This is a genomic window from Myroides phaeus (assembly GCF_009799805.1).
Taxonomy (GTDB): Bacteria; Bacteroidota; Bacteroidia; order Flavobacteriales; family Flavobacteriaceae; genus Flavobacterium; species Flavobacterium phaeum_A.
The window spans coordinates 163,744-182,567 of the sequence record NZ_CP047050.1 but is presented as its reverse complement, the minus strand read 5'-3'; the positions used below and the strand labels follow the sequence as shown (position 1 = coordinate 182,567).

Sequence of the window (18,824 nt, the reverse complement as noted above, 5' to 3'; positions counted from 1 at the left end):
AGAAAATTAATGCTAAAATATGCGAATAGATAAATATTTGTGGTGTATTAGATACTATAAAACAAGAAGTATTGCAACGGAAGCTTGTAAAAAGGGACATATTACTGTAAATGGTCAGAGTGCCAAAGCATCAAGAGAGGTTTTTCCAACAGATAAAATTACGCTTAGAAAAGACCAAATACTTTATCAATTGACAGTCTTAGACCTTCCTCCAAATAGAGTAGGGGCAAAATTGGTAGATATTTATAGAAAGGATACGACACCTGCTGAGTCATTTGAGCATTTAGAACTCCTTAAATTATCAAAAGATTATTATCGTTCTAAAGGAATGGGAAGACCTACTAAAAAGGACAGACGTGATATAGATGACTATTTAGATATTGAAGATGACGAAACCATTGAATAAAGATTATTGGGAGGGGAGATATATAGATAACAATGCTAAGTGGAGTGTTGGAGCTATTACAACTCCTTTAAAGGAATATATAGATCAATTGCCTAATAAGGATATTAAGATTTTAGTTCCTGGTTTAGGTCACGGACACGAGTTGTTGTATTTACATCGTTTAGGTTTTACGAATATAATAGGGCTTGATTTAACGGATATTGCTATGAGAGAAACTTGTGATGCCGTATCTGATTTCCCTGAAGACAAAGTAGTGTTAGGTGATTTTTTTGAACACAACGGACAATATGATCTTATCATAGAACAAACTTTTTTCTGTTCACTTCCAAAAACATTGAGAAAGAAGTATGTGGATAAAATGTATGATTTACTTTTGCCAGGAGGTAAATTGGTAGGTGTACTATTTGATTGTGAGTTTAAAAATGATGAGCCGCCATTTGGAGGTAGTAAGGAAGAGTACACAACATTGCTTTCAGAGAAGTTGAATATCAATTTAATAGAAACAGCATATAATTCGATTAAGCCAAGGGCAGGAAGAGAATTATTTTTTATAACTATAAAACAACATGACTAAAAAGATTATTTTAACCAAAGAAGAAATTAAGTTTAAGAGTAAACGTATTGCTTATCAGATTTACGAAACTTATGTAGATGAGGAAGAGATTGTAATTGCAGGTGTTGCAAACAGCGGATATGTATTTGCTCAAAAGTTAGCAGAAGCATTACAAGAAATTTCAACTATTTCAGTTAAGTTATGTGAAGTAAGAATTGATAAACAAAATCCTATCAATCCAATAGAGACATCTTTAGATAGTTCTGAATATGCTAATAAAGCCGTAGTATTGGTAGATGACGTTTTAAATTCTGGAGCTACATTAATATATGGAGTAAAGCACTTCTTAGATGTGCCATTAAAGAAATTAAAAACGGCTGTCTTAGTAGATAGAAACCACAAGAACTATCCCGTTAAAGCGGACTTTAAAGGGATATCATTGTCTACATCATTATTAGAACACATTCAAGTAGTTTTTGATGGAGAAGAAGAGTATGCTTATTTAAGCTAATACTTCTATTTCTTTGATAAGTTCTTCAGGAGTCTTATTATCGATAGTAATAATATGTTTAGCTTGATAGTAGAAATAGCTACGATCAAATAAATGTTTCGCTATAAAAGTTTCAAGAGTATCGTCTGTATTATTATTTAATACTGGGCGGTGCTCTTTTTCTTTTTCTAAGCGTTCTGCAAGAGTTTTAATAGATCCTTTTAAATAGATTGAGCAAATTCCTGGTTCTTGTAATACAAGGTGGTTATTCGCATAACAAGGAGTTCCTCCACCCAAGCTTAAAACGAAGTTATCATTTTCAGCTACTATACTATGTAATAATTGGTGTTCTATCTTTCTAAAATATACTTCTCCTTTAGTTTTGAAGATCTCTTTTATACTCATATTGAGTTTTTTTTCGATTTCAAGGTCTAAATCTATAAAAAGTAAGTGTAGGTGCTTAGCCAGTATTTTACCAATTGTTGATTTTCCTGAGCCCATATAGCCTAATAGGATAATTTTTTTCATAAAAATAAGGGGTTGTACCTTAGTGTCTTAGGTAATATTTGAAAATAAAAGACAAAAATAAACCAAAAAAGCTTAGACTTTTTAAAAAAGTGTTCTATATTTGCACCCGCAATAAGGAATTGAAATAATGACTCGATAGCTCAGTTGGTAGAGCACAACACTTTTAATGTTGGGGTCCTGGGTTCGAGCCCCAGTCGGGTCACAAAATCATATTCAATTTCTTATTAGCATTGACTCGATAGCTCAGTTGGTAGAGCACAACACTTTTAATGTTGGGGTCCTGGGTTCGAGCCCCAGTCGGGTCACATATAAAATAAATAGTCATTTCTGAAACATTGACTCGATAGCTCAGTTGGTAGAGCACAACACTTTTAATGTTGGGGTCCTGGGTTCGAGCCCCAGTCGGGTCACAAAGATCAAAAGTATAGTTTCAGAAATAACATTGACTCGATAGCTCAGTTGGTAGAGCACAACACTTTTAATGTTGGGGTCCTGGGTTCGAGCCCCAGTCGGGTCACAAAAATAAAAATCACTTTCAGAAATACACTGACTCGATAGCTCAGTTGGTAGAGCACAACACTTTTAATGTTGGGGTCCTGGGTTCGAGCCCCAGTCGGGTCACAAAGCTACTCTTTACGGAGTAGCTTTTTCTGTTTTATAGAAGAGAAGATGTATTTTTATTTTTCAAATGAAACGCCTAATATTTTTGTGCCTTGCTTTAATGAAAAGTAAATATTATTCATAACTTTAGGATAAAGAATATATAACTACCGGCCGCGTGGAGGAATTGGTAGACTCGCCATCTTGAGGGGGTGGTGTCGCAAGACGTGTCAGTTCGAATCTGATCGCGGTCACTTAAGAAAGACAATTGAATGTATTCAGTTGTCTTTTTTTGTTTTATACAGACACTCTTGTTATTTTTTTGAGAAAAAAGGCGGTAAAAAAATAAAGCTACTTAAGTGATTAAGTAGCTTTATTTTTAGTTTTCTTCTGTTTTTTCATCATCATCATTTACTTTTTTCGAATTCCCCATCATCATGAACAATGCGATAACTAAGGCAACACAAACTAATGCGAAGATAATGATCATAAAAGTTCCGTTACCAAAGTTGTAAAGAGGTAAGTTGTGTAAAGTCATAATATGTTTTATTTTTGTTATTTTAACAATAAAGGTATGTATTAAATTTAACATTTAAAATGATATTTGTCATATATGTATTTGAGTGAGTTATAAACATCTTAAATGGTGTTTTTTAAACTGTTCTTTAAATGTAATAAATAACATAAAATATTTTATAGTCTTATTTACTCATACTGTGGTGTTTAAAATGTTGGGTGATTTTTTTTTAAAAAAAGTGATATCTATGTTTGTGTAGTTTTCAAAAAAGGCTACCTTTGCACAGCAATTGAGAAACAAATAAATGTTTATCAATGACTCGATAGCTCAGTTGGTAGAGCACAACACTTTTAATGTTGGGGTCCTGGGTTCGAGCCCCAGTCGGGTCACAAAGCTGAGATCAATCTCAGCTTTTTTATTTTCATGTCTTTAGTATGTGAAAATAAAATTTTGCAAGAATGCTGATATTTTTATTTTAAAGAAGGTCAGTAGAAAAAGATTTAATGACTCGATAGCTCAGTTGGTAGAGCACAACACTTTTAATGTTGGGGTCCTGGGTTCGAGCCCCAGTCGGGTCACAAAAGCTGAGATTTATCTCAGCTTTTTTTATTTATATAGATTTGTACTTTGCAGGTTTACTTCGTTATTATTAATAACTATAGTTATTTTAGCTTGTGACTTTTTGGCTTTAGCTGTAGTTGGATACCAAGCTCTATTTGGTTCTACAAAAATAAGTAGTCCCTCATCATCTCCTAATGCTAAGAATTGATTTGAGGCAACTGCTTTGTCAAATAACGAGAGATTATGAAGTGTTATTAGTTCTTTTGCCTTGTCTAATGCTTTTTCTGAAACCACACCAAACTCACTGATGTTAAGTATTGCAGCTGATGAAAAGGATTTATCTATTAAAATAGGGCTATCTTCTCTTGCTATAAATTCTAAAAGATTACCATTGTTATCATAGAAATATATAGATTCGGCTTTCCATTGTTCAAAATTGGTAACAATGTTATTGGTAGGAGATAAGAGTAGTTTAAATCGTTTCTCTGACCACGTAATCGCTTCGTTTAAGTGGTTGGGTTGAATATTAAATGCGTAGTGATAGATTTCAAGATCATTCGATGTATGAATAAAAGTAAGTTGGCTATCACCAATCTTGAAAGTAATCCTATTCTCTGTTTCTTGAATAATTGAAAAATTTAATGTGTTTACATAGAAATCCTTTGTTTGTAGAATGTCATTTGTATAAATTGTAATATGTTGTAATTTCATAATTGTATTTCTTAATTATTACGAAGATATTTTTTAAAATACAATTAGTCGATAGTCCACTTCCTTTTAAATTTATAAGAGAATAGTTTTTATTGATAAGTAGAAGGGAGTGAAAATAAAAAATGCTACCTACATTAATATGTAAATAGCATTCTATCTTATTTTAAAGTTTTTAAGGTATTACCAAGAGGTAATTTCATTTTGTTTGTCAATGCTGTTAGTTCGTCTAATGAAAACTGACCAGTAATTAACATAATGATACTTTCTTGTCCATCAACAATTCCTTCGTTGAACATTACTAATTGACTTGCGTTTTTAGAGTTTCCGTCTTTGTCAATATAAATAGTAATCGTAGAATTATTGTCTTTTTTATTTAGCACTTCTTTTAATCCTTGTGCAGAGATGTAATTGTTAACCGTAGTTTTCATCTCAGGTTTTACTTGACTTGCACTTGAGTTGAATACTTTAAGCATAGTCAGTTTTTTGATTAGATTAAAGTAAACACGTTCTTCATCTGTATTCGCTTCTACTTTAACGTTTGCCATCATTTCAAACATTTTTTTGTTTACGATGACATTGTTTATTTGTTTGTTTTTCTCAAACTTAGCAAAGTCGTCTTGTGCGTAAGTCATTGAAACGCTAAAAAGCGCAAAGAATACTATAGATGTAAAGTGTAGTATTTTATTCATGTTTATTTGTTTTTGACTTTATTAGACTCTAATCCTTCATTAAGGTTTAATGAAAGCTCTGTTAGAATCTTGTAACATTCTTGATAAGCAACCTCTGGATCACTATATGTTCCGTAGTCTGTGTTTTTAATTGTTTGTATTTCTGTTTTTTTTGCTTGTAATAGTAGAGAAACAGTGCTCACTATTGCAATCAAGAAAATAGATAAAATTAATATCTTTTGTAGCGATTTTTTTTTCATAGTCCTTTTAATACAGGTGTAAACCTTGTATAAATGTAAGAAGTTTTTCGGTATTTCCTATTTTTTGTTACATTTCCTTTGTAATGACAAGGGATAGGTGCAGGTTTAAACTTTGAACATCACAAGATTAATAGCGGGAGTGAATAGGTTACTATTGCTTAATTATTCTATTTTTGTTTTATCAACCAAATAACGTAGTATGAAAAATATAAAGAATTTTTTTATAATAGCTTTTTTGTCTATCACTGTTTTCTCTTGTAAAAAGAAGCAAGAGAAAGAAACAACAGTTGCAGCAACAAACGATATTGAATACGCTAACGGATTAGCTATTTATACCTATGATAAGTTTACTGTTGTCAAAGTTTTACAACCTTGGGCAGGGGCTGATAAAGAGTTTACTTATGTTTTATACAAAGAAAACGGATTAGTGGTGCCAGATTCATTGCGCAAGTTTCCACAAGTAAAAGTGCCGATTGATCGTGTAATAGCAACTTCTACTACTCATTTGCCGTCTTTAGTGGCTTTAGGAGAGGAGCAAACACTGGTTGGTTTTCCTGGTTTAGATTATATTTCTTCTCAACCGATAAGAGATTTAATTAATGCAGGTAGTGTGAAAGAGCTGGGGCAAAATGAACAGATAAATACGGAACTTGCTTTAGATTTAGAGCCAACCGCAATTGTTGCTTTTGCAATGGATGATAATAATGCGGCTCTGCATACAATTCAACAAAGTGGAATACCTGTAATTTACAATGGTGATTGGGTAGAACAGACTCCTTTAGGAAAAGCTGAGTGGATTAAATTATTTGGTGCTTTATATGGGAAAGAGGCAGAAGCTAAGTTGTTTTTTGATAATGTAACAAAGAATTATAATAAGGTATTAGAGCTTGTAAAAGATGTTACAGAATATCCAACTGTGATGAGTGGTGCTATGTATCAAGATGTTTGGTATTTACCACAAGGTCAAAGTTGGGTAGCAATGTACTTTAAAGATGCAAAAGCAGACTATCTGTGGAAGGACAGTGAGGGGACAGGAAGTTTGTCATTGTCTTTCGAAGCTGTTTTTGACAAAGCAGCAAAGGCTAAATATTGGGTTAACCCTGCGCAGTTTGAAACATTGACAGATATGCAACAGGCGAATCCTCATTATGCGCAATTTGACGCTTTTAAAAGTAAAAACGTGTTTTCTTTTGCTCCTAAAAAGGGCGAAAAGGGAGGAAGCGTTTTTTATGAATATGGACCTAATAGACCTGATTTGGTCTTGAAGGATTTAGTCTATATTTTTCACCCAGAGGTTTTAGGAGACGAGTATAAGCCTACTTTTTACGAACAGCTAAAATAGGATGAGTAAGAAAATAGGTATAGGAGGATTATTTGTTGTATTGGCAGTGGTATTTGTAATGAATATTGCTACTGGGAGCATTCACATTCCTTTTTTTAAGGTAGTGCAAATATTGTTTGGAGAGGTTGAGGTAAAAGATACTTGGAAGTATATTGTTCTTAATTATCGCTTACCTAAGGCAGTTGTAGCTGTTTTAGTAGGAGTTGCTCTATCGTTGAGTGGGCTATTAATGCAAACCTTATTTCGCAATCCTATGGCAGAGTCCTATGTATTAGGAATTAGTTCAGGAGCCAGCTTAGGTGTTGCATTTTTGATTTTAGGTTCTGCTTTTTTACCCATTTCATTGGTTCCTATTTTGACTTCATCTTACGGAATAGCGTTAGTGTCTATTTTAGGAAGCTTAGGCCTTTTACTATTAGTTTTACTGATTTCGAATACAGTCAGAAATACAGTAACTGTTTTGATTGTAGGGTTGATGTTTGGTAGTTTTGCCAATGCTGTAGTGAGTATACTGACTTATTTTAGTAGTGCAGAACAATTAAAGCGTTTTACGTTTTGGTCTATGGGGAGTTTGGGCAATTTAACTTGGGATACAATCGCCTTATTTAGTTCGGTAGTTTTTATCGGTTTAATAGGGTGTTTGTTTTTAGTACGTACACTTGATGCTTTGCTTTTAGGAGATAACTATGCCTTATCAATGGGAATAAATATCAGAAATTCTCGCAATATGATAATTTTGGTTACAAGTTTATTGGCAGGTGTATCTACAGCTTTTGTAGGGCCAATTGCCTTTGTAGGTTTAGCCGTGCCTCATATAGCTCGGTTATTGTTAAAAGTGAGTAGCCATCGTTATTTGATTATTTCTACCGCTTTATTAGGAGGAGTATTGATGTTGTTATGTGATATATTGACACAAATAAAGGGAGAGTCGTTTTTATTGCCAATTAATGCAGTTACCTCTATATTTGGAGCACCAATAGTTATATGGTTATTATTGAGGAATAAAGTACAGTCTTAATGACTTTTGAATAAATATAAAAATAAATTAAAATTTATAAGCATCCATTGTTTTGCTTTATCTTTGCCAGTTGTAAATAATTAATATGAAGTTCGACTTATTACATACAGACGCTAATTCTCGTGCTCGTGCCGGGAAAGTTACGCTTGACCACGGTGTTATTGAAACGCCAATTTTTATGCCAGTAGGAACTGTTGCTTCGGTAAAAGGAGTTCACCAAAGAGAGCTTAAAGAAGAGGTAAATCCAGATATTATTCTTGGAAATACGTACCATCTTTATTTAAGACCTAAAATGGAGATTCTTAAACAAGCCGGAGGATTACACAAGTTTATGAACTGGGATCGTAATATTTTAACGGATAGTGGTGGATTTCAAGTTTATTCTCTTTCTGGAAATCGTAAGATTAAAGAAGAGGGAGTAAAGTTTAAATCTCATATCGATGGTTCTTACCATTTCTTCTCTCCAGAGAGTGTTATGGAAGTTCAAAGAACAATTGGTGCAGATATCATTATGGCATTTGACGAATGTACGCCTTATCCTTGTGATTATAGATATGCAAAAAGATCTATGCATCGTACACACCGTTGGTTAGACAGATGTGTTGATCACTTGGCTAAAGTACCTGAAATGTATGGGTATTCTCAAACGTTATTTCCAATTGTACAAGGAAGTACATTTAAAGATTTAAGACAGCAATCAGCAGAGTATATCGCTAATGTTGGAGCTGCCGGAAATGCTATTGGAGGATTGTCAGTAGGAGAACCAGCAGAAGAAATGTATGCAATGACGGAGTTGGTAACTGATATTTTACCAAAAGAAAAGCCTCGTTATTTAATGGGGGTTGGAACGCCAATTAATATTTTAGAGAATATTGCTTTAGGAGTAGATATGTTTGACTGTGTTATGCCAACGCGTAATGCACGTAACGGAATGTTGTTTACTGCAAATGGTACTATCAATATGAAAAACAAGAAGTGGGAAAATGATTTTTCACCGATTGATGAGAATGGGTACACTTGGGTAGATACAGAATATTCAAAAGCATATTTACGTCACTTGTTTGCTGCGAATGAGTCTTTAGGGAAACAAATCGCAACAATTCACAATTTAGGTTTCTATATGTGGTTAGTACGCGAAGCACGTCGTCAGATTTTAGCTGGTACTTTCACAGAGTGGAAAAACAAAATGGTAAAACAATTAGGACAACGTTTATAAACGTTATTTAAAATATTTTAAGAGCATCAAATTAGATTCGTATGAAGATTATAGACTGGTATATACTTAAAAGGTATTTGGCAACATTTTTTGTAATGTTATTACTTTTTGTACCGATTGGAATCGTTATTGATGTCTCTGAGAAAATCAACAAGATGTTAGCAAATAAAGTACCGGTTTCGGCGATACTATTGTATTACCTTGACTTTACAATTTATTTTGCTAACATGTTGTTTCCTATTTTCCTGTTTATATCTATTATTTGGTTTACTTCAAAACTGGCAAATAATACAGAGATTGTAGCTATTCTTAGTTCGGGTATTTCTTTTACTCGTTTTTTAAGACCTTATATAGTAGGAGCTACATTTGTTTCTTTATTTGCGTTAATAATGTCTGTTTTTATTGTTCCAAAGGCAAGTCAGGGCTATAACGATTTTAGATATAAATACCTTAAACGAGATGAGGTTCGCGAGAGTCAGAATGTTTATAGACAGATTAGTGCGAATGAGTTTATCTACGTAAGTAACTTTAATTATAATTCAAAAACAGGTTATAACTTCTCAATGGAGGTTTTTGACGAGAATAAATTGGTGTCAAAAACGACAGCAAACCGTATTGTTTGGAATCCAGAAACAGAGAATTATACGTTGTATGATTATTTTAAAAGAGATGTAGGAGAAGGAGAAGATCAGCTTGAAAAGGCAGAGCAAAAAGATATGACGTTAGATTTTGATATTGACGATTTAACGCCTGTAGTTTATGCTGCTGAAACAATGCAATTGGGACCACTGAAACGTTTTATTGAAAAAGAACAGATGCGAGGGTCTTCTAATATCAATACCTATCTTGTAGTATTGTATAAAAAATATAGTATTCCTGTTTCTGCATTTATCTTGACGATTATTGCTGTATCTGTATCTTCAATGAAGAGAAGAGGAGGAATGGGGGTTAACTTAGCAATTGGTATTGCTTTAGCCTTTATCTATGTGTTTTTTGACAAAATATTTGGTACGCTTGCAGAGGCGTCAAGTATTCCTCCATTATTTGCAGTTTGGTTTCCGAATATAGTATTTGGTATTTTAGCAATCTTTTTGTTACGCAATGCTCGCAGATAATATAAAAAGTTACATCTATCTTCATATAATCGTTTTTATATGGGGATTCACAGCAATTTTAGGGCATTTAATTACCTTAGAAGCGTTGCCATTAGTTTGGTATCGTATTTTAATAGCTGTCGTTACTTTAGGGATTATGTTTTTGTTTAAAAGACAAACACTTCAAGCTTCAAAAGGAAAGATACTTCAGTTTTTTGGAGCAGGATTAGTCATTGCGTTGCATTGGTTGACATTCTTTTGGGCAATTAAAGTTTCTAATATTTCTGTTACATTAGCTTGTTTATCCACAGGAGCTTTTTTTGCTTCTATATTGGAACCAATCTTTTTTAAACGAAGAATAATTGGATACGAAGTATTGTTTGGCTTTATCGTTATCTGTGCCTTAGCTTTAATATTTAGTGTAAGTGGAGAGTATGTAGAGGGGATAGTTTTAGGATTGTCATCTGCTTGTTTGTCAGCCACTTTTTCAATCATTAATAGCAAGTTAGTTAAACATACAGCAGCACCAATTATCACATTTTATGAGATGTTAGGAGGTCTGCTAATACTATCAGTATTTCTTCTTTTTACAGGGAGTTTTACAAGTGAATTTTTTACAGTAAGTTTGACGGATTGGTTTTGGCTTTTCATTTTAGGAGTTTTTTGTACAGCATTTGCTTTCTTAGGCTCTGTTTATATAATGAAGTTTTTAACGCCTTTTACCGTGATGTTGACTATTAATTTAGAACCCGTTTATGGTATTTTATTAGCGGTTTTATTGTTTAAGGATAGTGAAAAAATGAACTCCGAATTTTATGTTGGAGCCTTATTAATACTGAGTACTGTTGTGTTAAATGCGATAGTAAAAAATAGAAAAAAGAGAAAACTTAGTCTCAAATAGCTTATCTATTCGAGGATTGTTTTATCTTTGTAATTCGTAATTGAAATTAAAACTTAATCATAAATGGAATATTTAGATTTTGAACTTCCAATTAAAGAGCTTGAAGAGCAGTTGGGTAAATGTACGTTGATAGGAGAGGAATCTGATGTTGATGTATCAGCGACTTGCAAACAAATTGAGAAGAAATTAGAAGAAACCAAAAAGAGCATATATAAGAATCTAACGGCTTGGCAAAGAGTTCAATTGTCAAGACACCCAAATAGACCTTATACTATGGACTATATCAAAGCATTATGTGGAGATACATTTTTAGAACTTTTCGGAGATAGAAATGTAAAAGACGATAAAGCAATGGTAGGTGGTTTAGGTAAAATCGGTGATCAAAGTTTTATGTTCGTTGGTCAACAAAAAGGTTACAACACTAAAACGAGACAGTTTAGAAACTTCGGAATGGCAAATCCTGAAGGATATAGAAAAGCTCTACGTTTAATGCAAATGGCAGAGAAATTCAATATTCCAATCGTTGCTTTGATTGATACTCCTGGAGCATATCCTGGTTTAGAAGCAGAGGAAAGAGGACAAGGAGAAGCTATTGCACGTAATATTTTCGAAATGTTCCGTATTAAAGTGCCAATCATCTGTATTATTGTAGGTGAAGGTGCTTCAGGAGGAGCTTTAGGAATTGGTGTAGGAGACAAAGTAACGATGCTTGAAAATACTTGGTATTCTGTTATTTCACCAGAGTCATGTTCTTCAATTTTATGGAGAAGCTGGGAATATAAAGAGCAAGCAGCAGAGTCTTTAAAATTAACTTCTTTTGATATGAAGAAAAATAAGTTAGTTGACGATATTATTAAAGAACCTCTTGGAGGAGCTCATACTAATAGAGAAGAGACTTTTGCAAGTGTTAAGAAATACATTGTAGACACTTATGCTTCTTTACAGAAAGTACCAACAGAAAAGCTTTTAGCTAATCGTATGGAGAAATATTTTGAAATGGGAGAATACAGAGACTAATTCAAAATTTAGATAATAAAACTGAATCCGAGACATTGTCTCGGATTTTTTATTTTAATACCCTGACTATATAATTAACTATTTGATTTATATATTTGGGTTGAGTAATACTTAAAAAAGGTGTAATTTTGCGATATGGAGCAAGCTAAAGATTTTAGACCAATGAAGTCTTTTTCTAAGGAGATCGTTTCTCTGGAAAAAGGAAAGTTACCACCTCAAGCAGTTGATTTAGAGGAGGCTGTATTGGGTGCAATGATGATTGATAAAAAAGGTATTGATGAGGTAATTGATATTTTACAGCCAGATGCTTTTTATAAAGATGCTCATAAGCATATTTTTGAAGCGATTGATCAGTTATTCGTAGGTAACCAACCTATTGACTTGTTAACTGTTTCTACGCAACTTCGTAAAAATGGAAAACTTGATTTAGTAGGAGGGGATTACTATTTGGTTAGCTTAACTCAGAAAATTACGTCTTCAGCACATATCGAATTTCACTCACGTATCATTTTACAGAAGTTCATTCAGAGAAGTTTAATTCGCATTTCAAATGAAATTATTGAGAATGCATACGACGAGACAAGTGATGTGTTTGATTTATTAGATCAAGCAGAGTCTAAGTTGTATGAAGTTACTCAAGGAAATATTAAAAAGAGTTCAGAGACAGCTCAGTCTCTTGTTGCTCAGGCAAAAAAGAGAATTGAAGAAATTAGTACAAAAGAGGGGTTAAGTGGGCTTCCAACAGGATTCCATAAACTTGATGCACTTACATCTGGATGGCAACCAAGTGACTTGATCATTATTGCTGCTCGTCCTGGTATGGGTAAGACAGCTTTTGTCTTGTCTATGGCACGTAATATCGCGATTGATTCAGGAGCTGGTGTAGCTGTGTTTTCATTAGAGATGTCTTCTGTACAGTTGATTACTCGTTTGATTTCATCTGAAACAGGTCTTTCATCAGAAAAACTACGTACAGGTAAATTAGAAAAGCACGAGTGGGAACAATTAAACGTGAAGGTAAAGGACTTAGAACGTGCACCTTTATTTATTGATGATACGCCTTCATTGTCTATTTTCGATTTACGTGCAAAAGCAAGACGTTTAGCTTCACAACACGGTATTAAGTTGATTATTATTGACTATTTGCAGTTAATGACTGCAGGAGGTAATTCTAAAGGAGGAGGAAACCGTGAGCAAGAGATTTCTACTATTTCACGTACTTTGAAAGCATTAGCAAAAGAGCTTGATGTTCCTGTTATTGCCTTATCTCAGTTATCGCGTGCTGTGGAAACGCGTGGTACGTCAAAAAGACCTTTATTATCCGATTTAAGGGAGTCTGGGGCGATTGAGCAAGATGCGGATATTGTATCGTTTATTTATCGACCAGAGTACTATAAAATTGAAGAATGGGATGATGAAGAAAGAAGTCCAACTGCAGGACAAGCTGAATTTATTGTAGCAAAACACAGAAATGGTGGATTAGATAACATAAGACTGAAGTTCTTAGGACAATTTGGTAAGTTTGATAATCTTGAGGAAGATAGTTTTGGAACAGGCTTTATTTCATCAGCAATGAATGAAGAAGGGAACCAAGGTTATGGGCAAAACCTAACTAATACTCTCCCTCCAGCTTCACAAGTATTTAATAGTCCAGCGAACAATAATTTTAACGATGATGATGTTCCTTTTTAAAAGGAGTAATTATAATAGACTAAAAAAGGCAGATATCATATGATATCTGCCTTTTTTAGTTTGCTTCTGTTGATTCTACATCAACTATAAATTCTTTATTTGCTGTATCCCAATTGAAATATTTATAACAAGTTTCAATGTAAGATTTTTTGTCATTTTTATAAGTGTCAAAATAAGCATGCTCCCATAAATCTATTCCTAATAAAGGTTTACCTAATTGCAATTCAGGCATATTAGGACTATCATTGTTTAATGTGGTTACAACACTTAATTTTCCATTAGGTAAAATAGTAAGCCATATCCAACCTGATCCAACTAAAGCATTTCCTTTATTAACGAATTCGCTTTTTAATTCGTTTATTGAGCCAAAAGATTCAACAATCAGTTTAGCTAAGGTTTCATTCGGTTTACTTTCACTTTTTGGATTAATTGATTGCCAAAAAATATTGTGATTGTAATAAGCACCAGAAAAGTTTTTCAAATTAGAGTATCTACTATCGATACGCGTTATTAAAGTACTTATCTCATCTTTTTCAAAAGGAGTTCCGTGTACGGCTGTATTTAGTCGATTTGCATAGTCTAAATGAACTTTGTCAAAATGAATGAAAGCAGTTTCAGGTTTTACTATAACTTCAAAATCATTGAAGTTATATGGTAATCCGCGCATTTCAAAAGGACCTTGCTTAGTTTTGATAGTAGCAGGATCGGGGAAATCACTTTTCTGAATATTAAAAGCTTCTCTTTCTGGTATTTCAACTTCTGTTAGGTCGTTTTTATGTCCACAAGAAGAAAATAACAATAAGTTAGAACAAAATAAAATTGCAATATTTCGTTTAAGCTTAATCATTTTTAAATATCTCTTTAGCTATTTTAATATACTCCTCTTTAGCTTCAGTCATTGATAAATGACTTACTTGTGTCCACGCATTAAACTTAAAGGCCTTTTTAATGTCAAATGACATTTCTTCAAAGTCTTTATGACTTAATCCGTTTGTAGCTTGTTTGTAATAGGCATATATGCGTAACATTACATCAGCAGGAAGGTTTTTAGCTTCCTCTGAAATACGTTTATATGCTTCTTTAAATTCTATATCTAAATTGCTCATTATTTATTTTTGTGCAATTACTGTTTTATTTCCAACTGCTTTTTGATCTAAAGCTACTTCAATTTTTGTTCCAATAGGGAAGTATAAATCTACTCTTGAGCCAAATTTAATAAATCCAGCATCAGTACCTTGAACGACTTTCATACCTGGCTTAGCATAATTTACAATACGTCTTGCTAAAGCACCGGCGATTTGTCTATACATAATTTCTCCAAATACTGGGTTTTCTACTACAACAGTAGTGCGTTCGTTTTCTTCACTTGCTTTAGGATGCCAAGCAACTAAATATTTACCAGCGTGGTATTGACTGTATTTAATTAATCCACTCAGCCCATAACGCGTTACGTGTACGTTTAAAGGAGACATAAAGATAGAAACCATAAGTCTTTTTTCCTTAAAATATTCTGGTTCGTACACCTCTTCAATTACAACTACTTTTCCATCAACAGGTGCTAAAACAGTATTGTCATTTGGAGTAACACTTCTATTAGGGTTTCTGAAAAATTGAAGTATTAAGATTAAGAATATAAGTACAATTGATTGTACGATCATTCTTATCCAGTCGATATCAATTAATACATCAGCTAAAACGACTAATCCTACAGCTACTACTAATGAGTAAAAAATAATTTTCGTTCCTTCTTTGTGAAACATAGGTTATAATATTTGATAAATTAAATACAAAAATGGTGCTACAAATATAACACTGTCAAGGCGATCTAATATACCACCATGACCTGGCATTATTGAACCGCTATCTTTGACACCAGCTTCTCTTTTGAAGTGTGATTCTACTAAATCACCAATGGTTCCAAAAATGCTGACAAAAATAGCACTACTTATCCAAACTATCATACTAAAAAAGTCAAAAAATTGACTTAATATGATACTTGCTATGATACTGAACACTAAACCACCTACAAAACCCTCAATAGTTTTCTTTGGTGAAATTCTTTCAAATAGTTTATTTCTCCCAATTTTCTTTCCAACGATATAGGCAAATGTATCATTTGTCCATATTAAAATCATCATTCCAATTATAATATTAGGGGTATATTCACCTCTAACGAAAGGTAGATATAATATAGCTGTAAAAGTTGCTATAATGTAACCTAAAAAGATTATGATTTTAATAGGGAATGATCTATTAGGTTTTCGTGTAGTGAATAATTCCGCTAATAAGGCTAATAAGATTACTACAGCAAAGATTGCGATAGCATTTATAGGCATAATATCTCTGTCCCAAAACACACACGAAATAGCTATTAAAGCTATTATCATAGATAAGGACTTAGGTAACTTTATAAGTTTTGCAAATTCAAAAGAAGCAACAAACATAAAGAAACCGAAAAGGATTTCAAAAGTAAGGGGAGAGTATAGAGTTGCTCCTATCAATAGCGCAATGTAGATTACACCTGATATTGCACGAGTAACTGATTCTGACATATTATAAATCTTCTAAAAGTAATAGGTATAAATTTTTAGGCGATCTACCATAGCTAAGGAAATCCGCTTCAACAGGTGCTTCTTTAAAGCAGTTGAAGGCTGTGATATTGCTTGGTAGTGCACTTCCGTATTTTCGTTTTATTTCTCGCAGGCCATCACTTTTAGTTCTTGTTATTTGACTTGTTTTAGCTATTATAATCAAGTTTAAAGGTAAATGGTGTGCTTTGTTATCTTTTAATTGTTTACCAGAGAATAGTATAGAGCCATCTTCAGCAATTAAACTCTCGCACGTAGAGAAAAAGAATGTAGGTTGTTTAACGTTGATATACTTAACGTTATTTTCATCTAAAAGAGGATATAACTGTGTTTCATAGCTTAATGCTTCTGTTTCAAACCAGTCATTTTCTAAAAGTATATTTACAAAAGTTTCTGTTAAATCTTCATTTGATTCACAATAAAGAAACTTTCCACCATTTTCTTTAAAATTAACAGTAAATAGTTCATCTACCGGCATCTTCTCCTCTGGAAGATACTGACTTCTTTCTGGAGTAGACTGCTCTACTTCAGGAACTGAAGGCTGAAAAACTTTAATTAATTTCTTTAAAAAATTCATGTCAACTTTACTCCGATGAAATAATTTGGTTATAAGTATTCAAAGATAAAAAAAATCTTAACTTAAAGTTGCCTTTAGGTTAAGATTTTTAGTATTTGTGCTTTATGTAGAAGATTATTCTTCTGTTTGCTCGGGTTTGTTTTCTTCTGAGATATTTATTTCAACTGCCCCTTCTTTGTCAAATGGGCGTTTGCCAAATATATCTTCTAAGTCTTGTTTAAAGATTACTTCTTTTTCACAAAGTAAATCAGCTAATTGAATTAACTTTTCTCTGTTTTGAGATAAGATAGATTGTGCACGTTCGTACTGTCCTTCAATTAAAGATGAAATCTCTTGGTCAATGATTCTTGCAGTTTCTTCAGAATATGGTTTACCAAAACCGTATTCATTTTGTCCTGATGAATCATAGTAAGTAATATTTCCTAATTTTTCATTCAATCCGTAGATGGTAACCATTGCTTTTGCTTGTTTAGTTACTTTCTCTAAGTCGCTTAATGCACCAGTTGATATTTTATCAAAGATAATTTTTTCAGCAGCACGTCCTCCCATTGTAGCACACATCTCGTCTAACATTTGTTCTGTTCTAACGATTTGTCTTTCCGCAGGTAAGTACCAAGCAGCACCTAAACTTTGTCCACGAGGAACGATTGTTACTTTTACTAATGGAGCAGCATGTTCACACATCCAACTTACAGTAGCGTGTCCAGCCTCATGAATAGCGATAGCATATTTTTCTTCTGGAGAGATAATTTTGTTTTTCTTTTCTAAACCACCAATGATACGGTCAACTGCATCAAGGAAATCTTGCATATCAACTTGCTTTTTGTCTTTACGAGCAGCAGTTAATGCAGCCTCATTACAAACATTGGCAATATCAGCACCAGAGAATCCTGGAGTTTGTTTAGATAAGAAATCAATATCTAAGTTATCTACTTTTTTAATGTTTCTTAAGTGAACGTTGAAGATAGCTTCACGTTCTTTAACGTCTGGTAGATCAACATAAATTTGTCTGTCAAAACGTCCTGCTCTTAAAAGAGCTTTATCCAATATTTCAGCACGGTTAGTTGCAGCTAATACAATAACATTAGTATTAGAACCAAAACCATCCATTTCTGTTAATAATTGGTTTAATGTGTTTTCTCTTTCGTCGTTTGAACCAGAGAAGTTGCTTTTACCACGTGCACGACCAACAGCATCAATCTCATCAATAAAGATAATTGAAGGAGATTTTTCTTTCGCTTGTTTAAACAAGTCTCTTACACGAGAAGCACCAACTCCTACAAACATTTCAACGAAGTCAGAACCAGAAAGTGAAAAGAAAGGAACTTTCGCTTCACCTGCAACCGCTTTCGCTAATAATGTCTTACCAGTACCTGGAGGTCCTACTAAAAGAGCTCCTTTTGGAATTTTACCTCCAATAGAAGTATATTTTTCTGGGTTTTTAAGAAATTCTACAATTTCTACAATTTCTTCTTTAGCCCCTTCCAATCCTGCAACATCTTTAAAGCTTACTCTGATGTCGTTTTTCTCATCAAAAAGTTTTGCTTTAGATTTACCAATCGAAAAGATTTGGCCACCGCCACCAGCGCCACCGCCACCAGACATTCTTCTCATCATAAATAACCAGAAACCTATGATGATAACAATCGGCAAGAAGCTAATTAATAAGTCTCCCCAATTACTGTCAGGTTCTGATTTATATTCTACTAATTTATCTTCACTTTTAGCTTTGTCAAGCTTCGTTTGAAAAATCTCAGAATTACCAATGTCAGTTAGGAATTGTGGTCCTGTGTTTCCTTTACCAAGGATACTTTTCTTTTGTAAATCTTTGAATTCCTCTTGTTGTAACGCTTCTTCAGTTAAATAAACTTTTGCTACTGTGCGATTGAAATCAACTTTTTCTACATATCCCTGTTCTAAATAGTCATATAATTTTGATAAACCCAATTGTCTTGAGTCTCCAAAATTACTTCCATTAGTCAGGAAGTTAATTACAAGAATAATCACTAAGAGACTTCCATAAAGTATCCAAGGATTAAATCTTGATTTTTTTGGATTAGGTTTCATATTATCAGACATGAAAAA

Annotated in this window: 21 protein-coding genes and 8 tRNA genes; 18 read left to right on the top strand and 11 right to left on the bottom strand. The window is 33.3% G+C overall.

From position 1 onward, the window contains the following. Positions 1-19 precede the first annotated feature (19 nt). Genes GQS07_RS00810 through GQS07_RS00800 form a run of 3 tightly spaced genes read left to right on the top strand, consistent with a single transcriptional unit; the run spans position 20 to position 1,470 of the window. Positions 20-406 carry an RNA-binding S4 domain-containing protein gene (locus tag GQS07_RS00810; protein WP_158209234.1) on the top strand — a complete coding sequence of 129 codons (387 nt, stop codon included), beginning with the start codon at positions 20-22 and terminating at the stop codon, positions 404-406. Next, positions 387-980, top strand: coding sequence for a methyltransferase domain-containing protein (locus tag GQS07_RS00805; RefSeq protein WP_158209233.1), 594 nt, complete (start codon positions 387-389; stop codon positions 978-980). The genes GQS07_RS00810 and GQS07_RS00805 overlap by 20 nt, the downstream gene beginning before the upstream one ends. Further along, the gene (locus GQS07_RS00800) at positions 973-1,470 is read left to right on the top strand and encodes a phosphoribosyltransferase family protein (protein WP_158209232.1); all 498 of its coding nucleotides are present in this window, start codon (positions 973-975) and stop codon (positions 1,468-1,470) included. Before GQS07_RS00805 ends, GQS07_RS00800 begins: the two co-directional genes overlap by 8 nt. Here GQS07_RS00800 and GQS07_RS00795 read toward each other — a convergent pair. Beyond that, positions 1,462-1,977 (bottom strand): shikimate kinase, encoded by a 516-nt coding sequence (locus GQS07_RS00795; RefSeq protein WP_158209231.1) that lies wholly within the window; start codon positions 1,975-1,977, stop codon positions 1,462-1,464. The genes GQS07_RS00800 and GQS07_RS00795 overlap by 9 nt on opposite strands. 129 nt (positions 1,978-2,106) lie before the next feature. Here GQS07_RS00795 and GQS07_RS00790 point away from each other — a divergent pair. The 6 genes from GQS07_RS00790 (at position 2,107) to GQS07_RS00765 (ending at position 2,831) form a co-directional block, all read left to right on the top strand. Then, positions 2,107-2,179 (top strand) — tRNA-Lys (locus tag GQS07_RS00790). A 30-nt stretch (positions 2,180-2,209) separates the two neighbouring features. Next, positions 2,210-2,282, top strand: a tRNA-Lys gene (locus GQS07_RS00785). A 32-nt stretch (positions 2,283-2,314) separates the two neighbouring features. Next, positions 2,315-2,387 (top strand) — tRNA-Lys (locus GQS07_RS00780). 34 nt (positions 2,388-2,421) lie between these two features. After that, positions 2,422-2,494 (top strand) — tRNA-Lys (locus GQS07_RS00775). Between the two features lie 31 nt (positions 2,495-2,525). Beyond that, a tRNA-Lys gene (locus tag GQS07_RS00770) sits at positions 2,526-2,598 on the top strand. Positions 2,599-2,749: 151 nt separating this feature from the next. Next, positions 2,750-2,831, top strand: a tRNA-Leu gene (locus GQS07_RS00765). A gap of 125 nt (positions 2,832-2,956) precedes the next feature. On the opposite strand, the gene GQS07_RS13665 is transcribed toward GQS07_RS00765, so the two are convergent. Next, positions 2,957-3,115: a hypothetical protein gene (locus GQS07_RS13665; protein ID WP_199269102.1), complete on the bottom strand. Its 159-nt coding sequence runs from the start codon at positions 3,113-3,115 to the stop codon at positions 2,957-2,959. Between the two features lie 295 nt (positions 3,116-3,410). On the opposite strand from GQS07_RS13665, the gene GQS07_RS00760 reads away from it, so the two are divergent. Next, positions 3,411-3,483, top strand: a tRNA-Lys gene (locus GQS07_RS00760). Positions 3,484-3,599: 116 nt separating this feature from the next. Next, a tRNA-Lys gene (locus GQS07_RS00755) sits at positions 3,600-3,672 on the top strand. Positions 3,673-3,700: 28 nt separating this feature from the next. Here GQS07_RS00755 and GQS07_RS00750 read toward each other — a convergent pair. The 3 genes from GQS07_RS00750 to GQS07_RS00740 form a co-directional block, all read right to left on the bottom strand. After that, a complete protein-coding gene (locus tag GQS07_RS00750; protein WP_158209230.1) occupies positions 3,701-4,366 on the bottom strand; it encodes a VOC family protein in 666 nt (221 codons plus the stop codon). A gap of 158 nt (positions 4,367-4,524) precedes the next feature. Further along, positions 4,525-5,055, bottom strand: coding sequence for a DUF4252 domain-containing protein (locus GQS07_RS00745; RefSeq protein WP_158209229.1), 531 nt, complete (start codon positions 5,053-5,055; stop codon positions 4,525-4,527). Positions 5,056-5,057: 2 nt separating this feature from the next. After that, the gene (locus tag GQS07_RS00740; RefSeq protein ID WP_158209228.1) at positions 5,058-5,294 is read right to left on the bottom strand and encodes a hypothetical protein; all 237 of its coding nucleotides are present in this window, start codon (positions 5,292-5,294) and stop codon (positions 5,058-5,060) included. A gap of 199 nt (positions 5,295-5,493) precedes the next feature. Here GQS07_RS00740 and GQS07_RS00735 point away from each other — a divergent pair, with 199 nt between their 5' ends. From GQS07_RS00735 to dnaB, 7 genes are all read left to right on the top strand, one after another. Then, positions 5,494-6,636, top strand: a complete 1,143-nt coding sequence (locus GQS07_RS00735; RefSeq protein WP_158209227.1) for an ABC transporter substrate-binding protein — start codon at positions 5,494-5,496, stop codon at positions 6,634-6,636. A gap of 1 nt (position 6,637) precedes the next feature. Further along, positions 6,638-7,654 carry a FecCD family ABC transporter permease gene (locus GQS07_RS00730; RefSeq protein ID WP_158209226.1) on the top strand — a complete coding sequence of 339 codons (1,017 nt, stop codon included), beginning with the start codon at positions 6,638-6,640 and terminating at the stop codon, positions 7,652-7,654. Between the two features lie 85 nt (positions 7,655-7,739). Next, positions 7,740-8,870, top strand: coding sequence for a tRNA guanosine(34) transglycosylase Tgt (gene tgt / locus GQS07_RS00725; protein WP_158209225.1), 1,131 nt, complete (start codon positions 7,740-7,742; stop codon positions 8,868-8,870). 41 nt (positions 8,871-8,911) lie between these two features. Next, a complete protein-coding gene (locus GQS07_RS00720; RefSeq protein ID WP_158209224.1) occupies positions 8,912-9,985 on the top strand; it encodes an LptF/LptG family permease in 1,074 nt (357 codons plus the stop codon). Further along, a complete protein-coding gene (locus GQS07_RS00715; RefSeq protein ID WP_158209223.1) occupies positions 9,972-10,865 on the top strand; it encodes a DMT family transporter in 894 nt (297 codons plus the stop codon). The genes GQS07_RS00720 and GQS07_RS00715 overlap by 14 nt, the downstream gene beginning before the upstream one ends. 63 nt (positions 10,866-10,928) lie before the next feature. Further along, positions 10,929-11,882 (top strand): acetyl-CoA carboxylase carboxyltransferase subunit alpha, encoded by a 954-nt coding sequence (locus tag GQS07_RS00710; RefSeq protein WP_090407450.1) that lies wholly within the window; start codon positions 10,929-10,931, stop codon positions 11,880-11,882. Positions 11,883-12,017: 135 nt separating this feature from the next. After that, positions 12,018-13,574, top strand: coding sequence for a replicative DNA helicase (dnaB, locus tag GQS07_RS00705; protein ID WP_158209222.1), 1,557 nt, complete (start codon positions 12,018-12,020; stop codon positions 13,572-13,574). Positions 13,575-13,629: 55 nt separating this feature from the next. Here the strand turns inward: dnaB and GQS07_RS00700 are convergent, their stop codons facing one another. The 6 genes from GQS07_RS00700 to ftsH all read right to left on the bottom strand — a co-directional run bounded on the left by GQS07_RS00700 (position 13,630) and on the right by ftsH (position 18,818). After that, positions 13,630-14,421: a superoxide dismutase gene (locus tag GQS07_RS00700; RefSeq protein WP_158209221.1), complete on the bottom strand. Its 792-nt coding sequence runs from the start codon at positions 14,419-14,421 to the stop codon at positions 13,630-13,632. Beyond that, on the bottom strand, positions 14,414-14,680 hold the full coding sequence (locus GQS07_RS00695; RefSeq protein WP_158209220.1) for an acyl-CoA-binding protein: 267 nt from the start codon (positions 14,678-14,680) through the stop codon (positions 14,414-14,416). Before GQS07_RS00695 ends, GQS07_RS00700 begins: the two co-directional genes overlap by 8 nt. 3 nt (positions 14,681-14,683) lie before the next feature. Then, positions 14,684-15,334 carry a phosphatidylserine decarboxylase family protein gene (locus GQS07_RS00690; protein ID WP_158209219.1) on the bottom strand — a complete coding sequence of 217 codons (651 nt, stop codon included), beginning with the start codon at positions 15,332-15,334 and terminating at the stop codon, positions 14,684-14,686. A 3-nt stretch (positions 15,335-15,337) separates the two neighbouring features. Continuing rightward, on the bottom strand, positions 15,338-16,126 hold the full coding sequence (locus GQS07_RS00685) for a phosphatidate cytidylyltransferase (protein ID WP_158209218.1): 789 nt from the start codon (positions 16,124-16,126) through the stop codon (positions 15,338-15,340). A gap of 1 nt (position 16,127) precedes the next feature. Next, complete coding sequence (locus GQS07_RS00680; protein ID WP_158209217.1) at positions 16,128-16,739, bottom strand: LUD domain-containing protein; 612 nt, start codon at positions 16,737-16,739, stop codon at positions 16,128-16,130. A gap of 114 nt (positions 16,740-16,853) precedes the next feature. Further along, a complete protein-coding gene (gene ftsH / locus GQS07_RS00675; RefSeq protein WP_158209216.1) occupies positions 16,854-18,818 on the bottom strand; it encodes an ATP-dependent zinc metalloprotease FtsH in 1,965 nt (654 codons plus the stop codon). Positions 18,819-18,824 lie beyond the last annotated feature (6 nt).

Coding starts and splice junctions, on each gene's coding strand:
- GQS07_RS00810 (WP_158209234.1), top strand. CDS start 20: ATGCGAATAGATAAATATTTGTGGTGTATTAGATACTATAAAACAAGA.
- GQS07_RS00805 (WP_158209233.1), top strand. CDS start 387: ATGACGAAACCATTGAATAAAGATTATTGGGAGGGGAGATATATAGAT.
- GQS07_RS00800 (WP_158209232.1), top strand. CDS start 973: ATGACTAAAAAGATTATTTTAACCAAAGAAGAAATTAAGTTTAAGAGT.
- GQS07_RS00795 (WP_158209231.1), bottom strand. CDS start 1,977: ATGAAAAAAATTATCCTATTAGGCTATATGGGCTCAGGAAAATCAACA.
- GQS07_RS13665 (WP_199269102.1), bottom strand. CDS start 3,115: ATGACTTTACACAACTTACCTCTTTACAACTTTGGTAACGGAACTTTT.
- GQS07_RS00750 (WP_158209230.1), bottom strand. CDS start 4,366: ATGAAATTACAACATATTACAATTTATACAAATGACATTCTACAAACA.
- GQS07_RS00745 (WP_158209229.1), bottom strand. CDS start 5,055: ATGAATAAAATACTACACTTTACATCTATAGTATTCTTTGCGCTTTTT.
- GQS07_RS00740 (WP_158209228.1), bottom strand. CDS start 5,294: ATGAAAAAAAAATCGCTACAAAAGATATTAATTTTATCTATTTTCTTG.
- GQS07_RS00735 (WP_158209227.1), top strand. CDS start 5,494: ATGAAAAATATAAAGAATTTTTTTATAATAGCTTTTTTGTCTATCACT.
- GQS07_RS00730 (WP_158209226.1), top strand. CDS start 6,638: ATGAGTAAGAAAATAGGTATAGGAGGATTATTTGTTGTATTGGCAGTG.
- tgt (WP_158209225.1), top strand. CDS start 7,740: ATGAAGTTCGACTTATTACATACAGACGCTAATTCTCGTGCTCGTGCC.
- GQS07_RS00720 (WP_158209224.1), top strand. CDS start 8,912: ATGAAGATTATAGACTGGTATATACTTAAAAGGTATTTGGCAACATTT.
- GQS07_RS00715 (WP_158209223.1), top strand. CDS start 9,972: ATGCTCGCAGATAATATAAAAAGTTACATCTATCTTCATATAATCGTT.
- GQS07_RS00710 (WP_090407450.1), top strand. CDS start 10,929: ATGGAATATTTAGATTTTGAACTTCCAATTAAAGAGCTTGAAGAGCAG.
- dnaB (WP_158209222.1), top strand. CDS start 12,018: ATGGAGCAAGCTAAAGATTTTAGACCAATGAAGTCTTTTTCTAAGGAG.
- GQS07_RS00700 (WP_158209221.1), bottom strand. CDS start 14,421: ATGATTAAGCTTAAACGAAATATTGCAATTTTATTTTGTTCTAACTTA.
- GQS07_RS00695 (WP_158209220.1), bottom strand. CDS start 14,680: ATGAGCAATTTAGATATAGAATTTAAAGAAGCATATAAACGTATTTCA.
- GQS07_RS00690 (WP_158209219.1), bottom strand. CDS start 15,334: ATGTTTCACAAAGAAGGAACGAAAATTATTTTTTACTCATTAGTAGTA.
- GQS07_RS00685 (WP_158209218.1), bottom strand. CDS start 16,126: ATGTCAGAATCAGTTACTCGTGCAATATCAGGTGTAATCTACATTGCG.
- GQS07_RS00680 (WP_158209217.1), bottom strand. CDS start 16,739: ATGAATTTTTTAAAGAAATTAATTAAAGTTTTTCAGCCTTCAGTTCCT.
- ftsH (WP_158209216.1), bottom strand. CDS start 18,818: ATGTCTGATAATATGAAACCTAATCCAAAAAAATCAAGATTTAATCCT.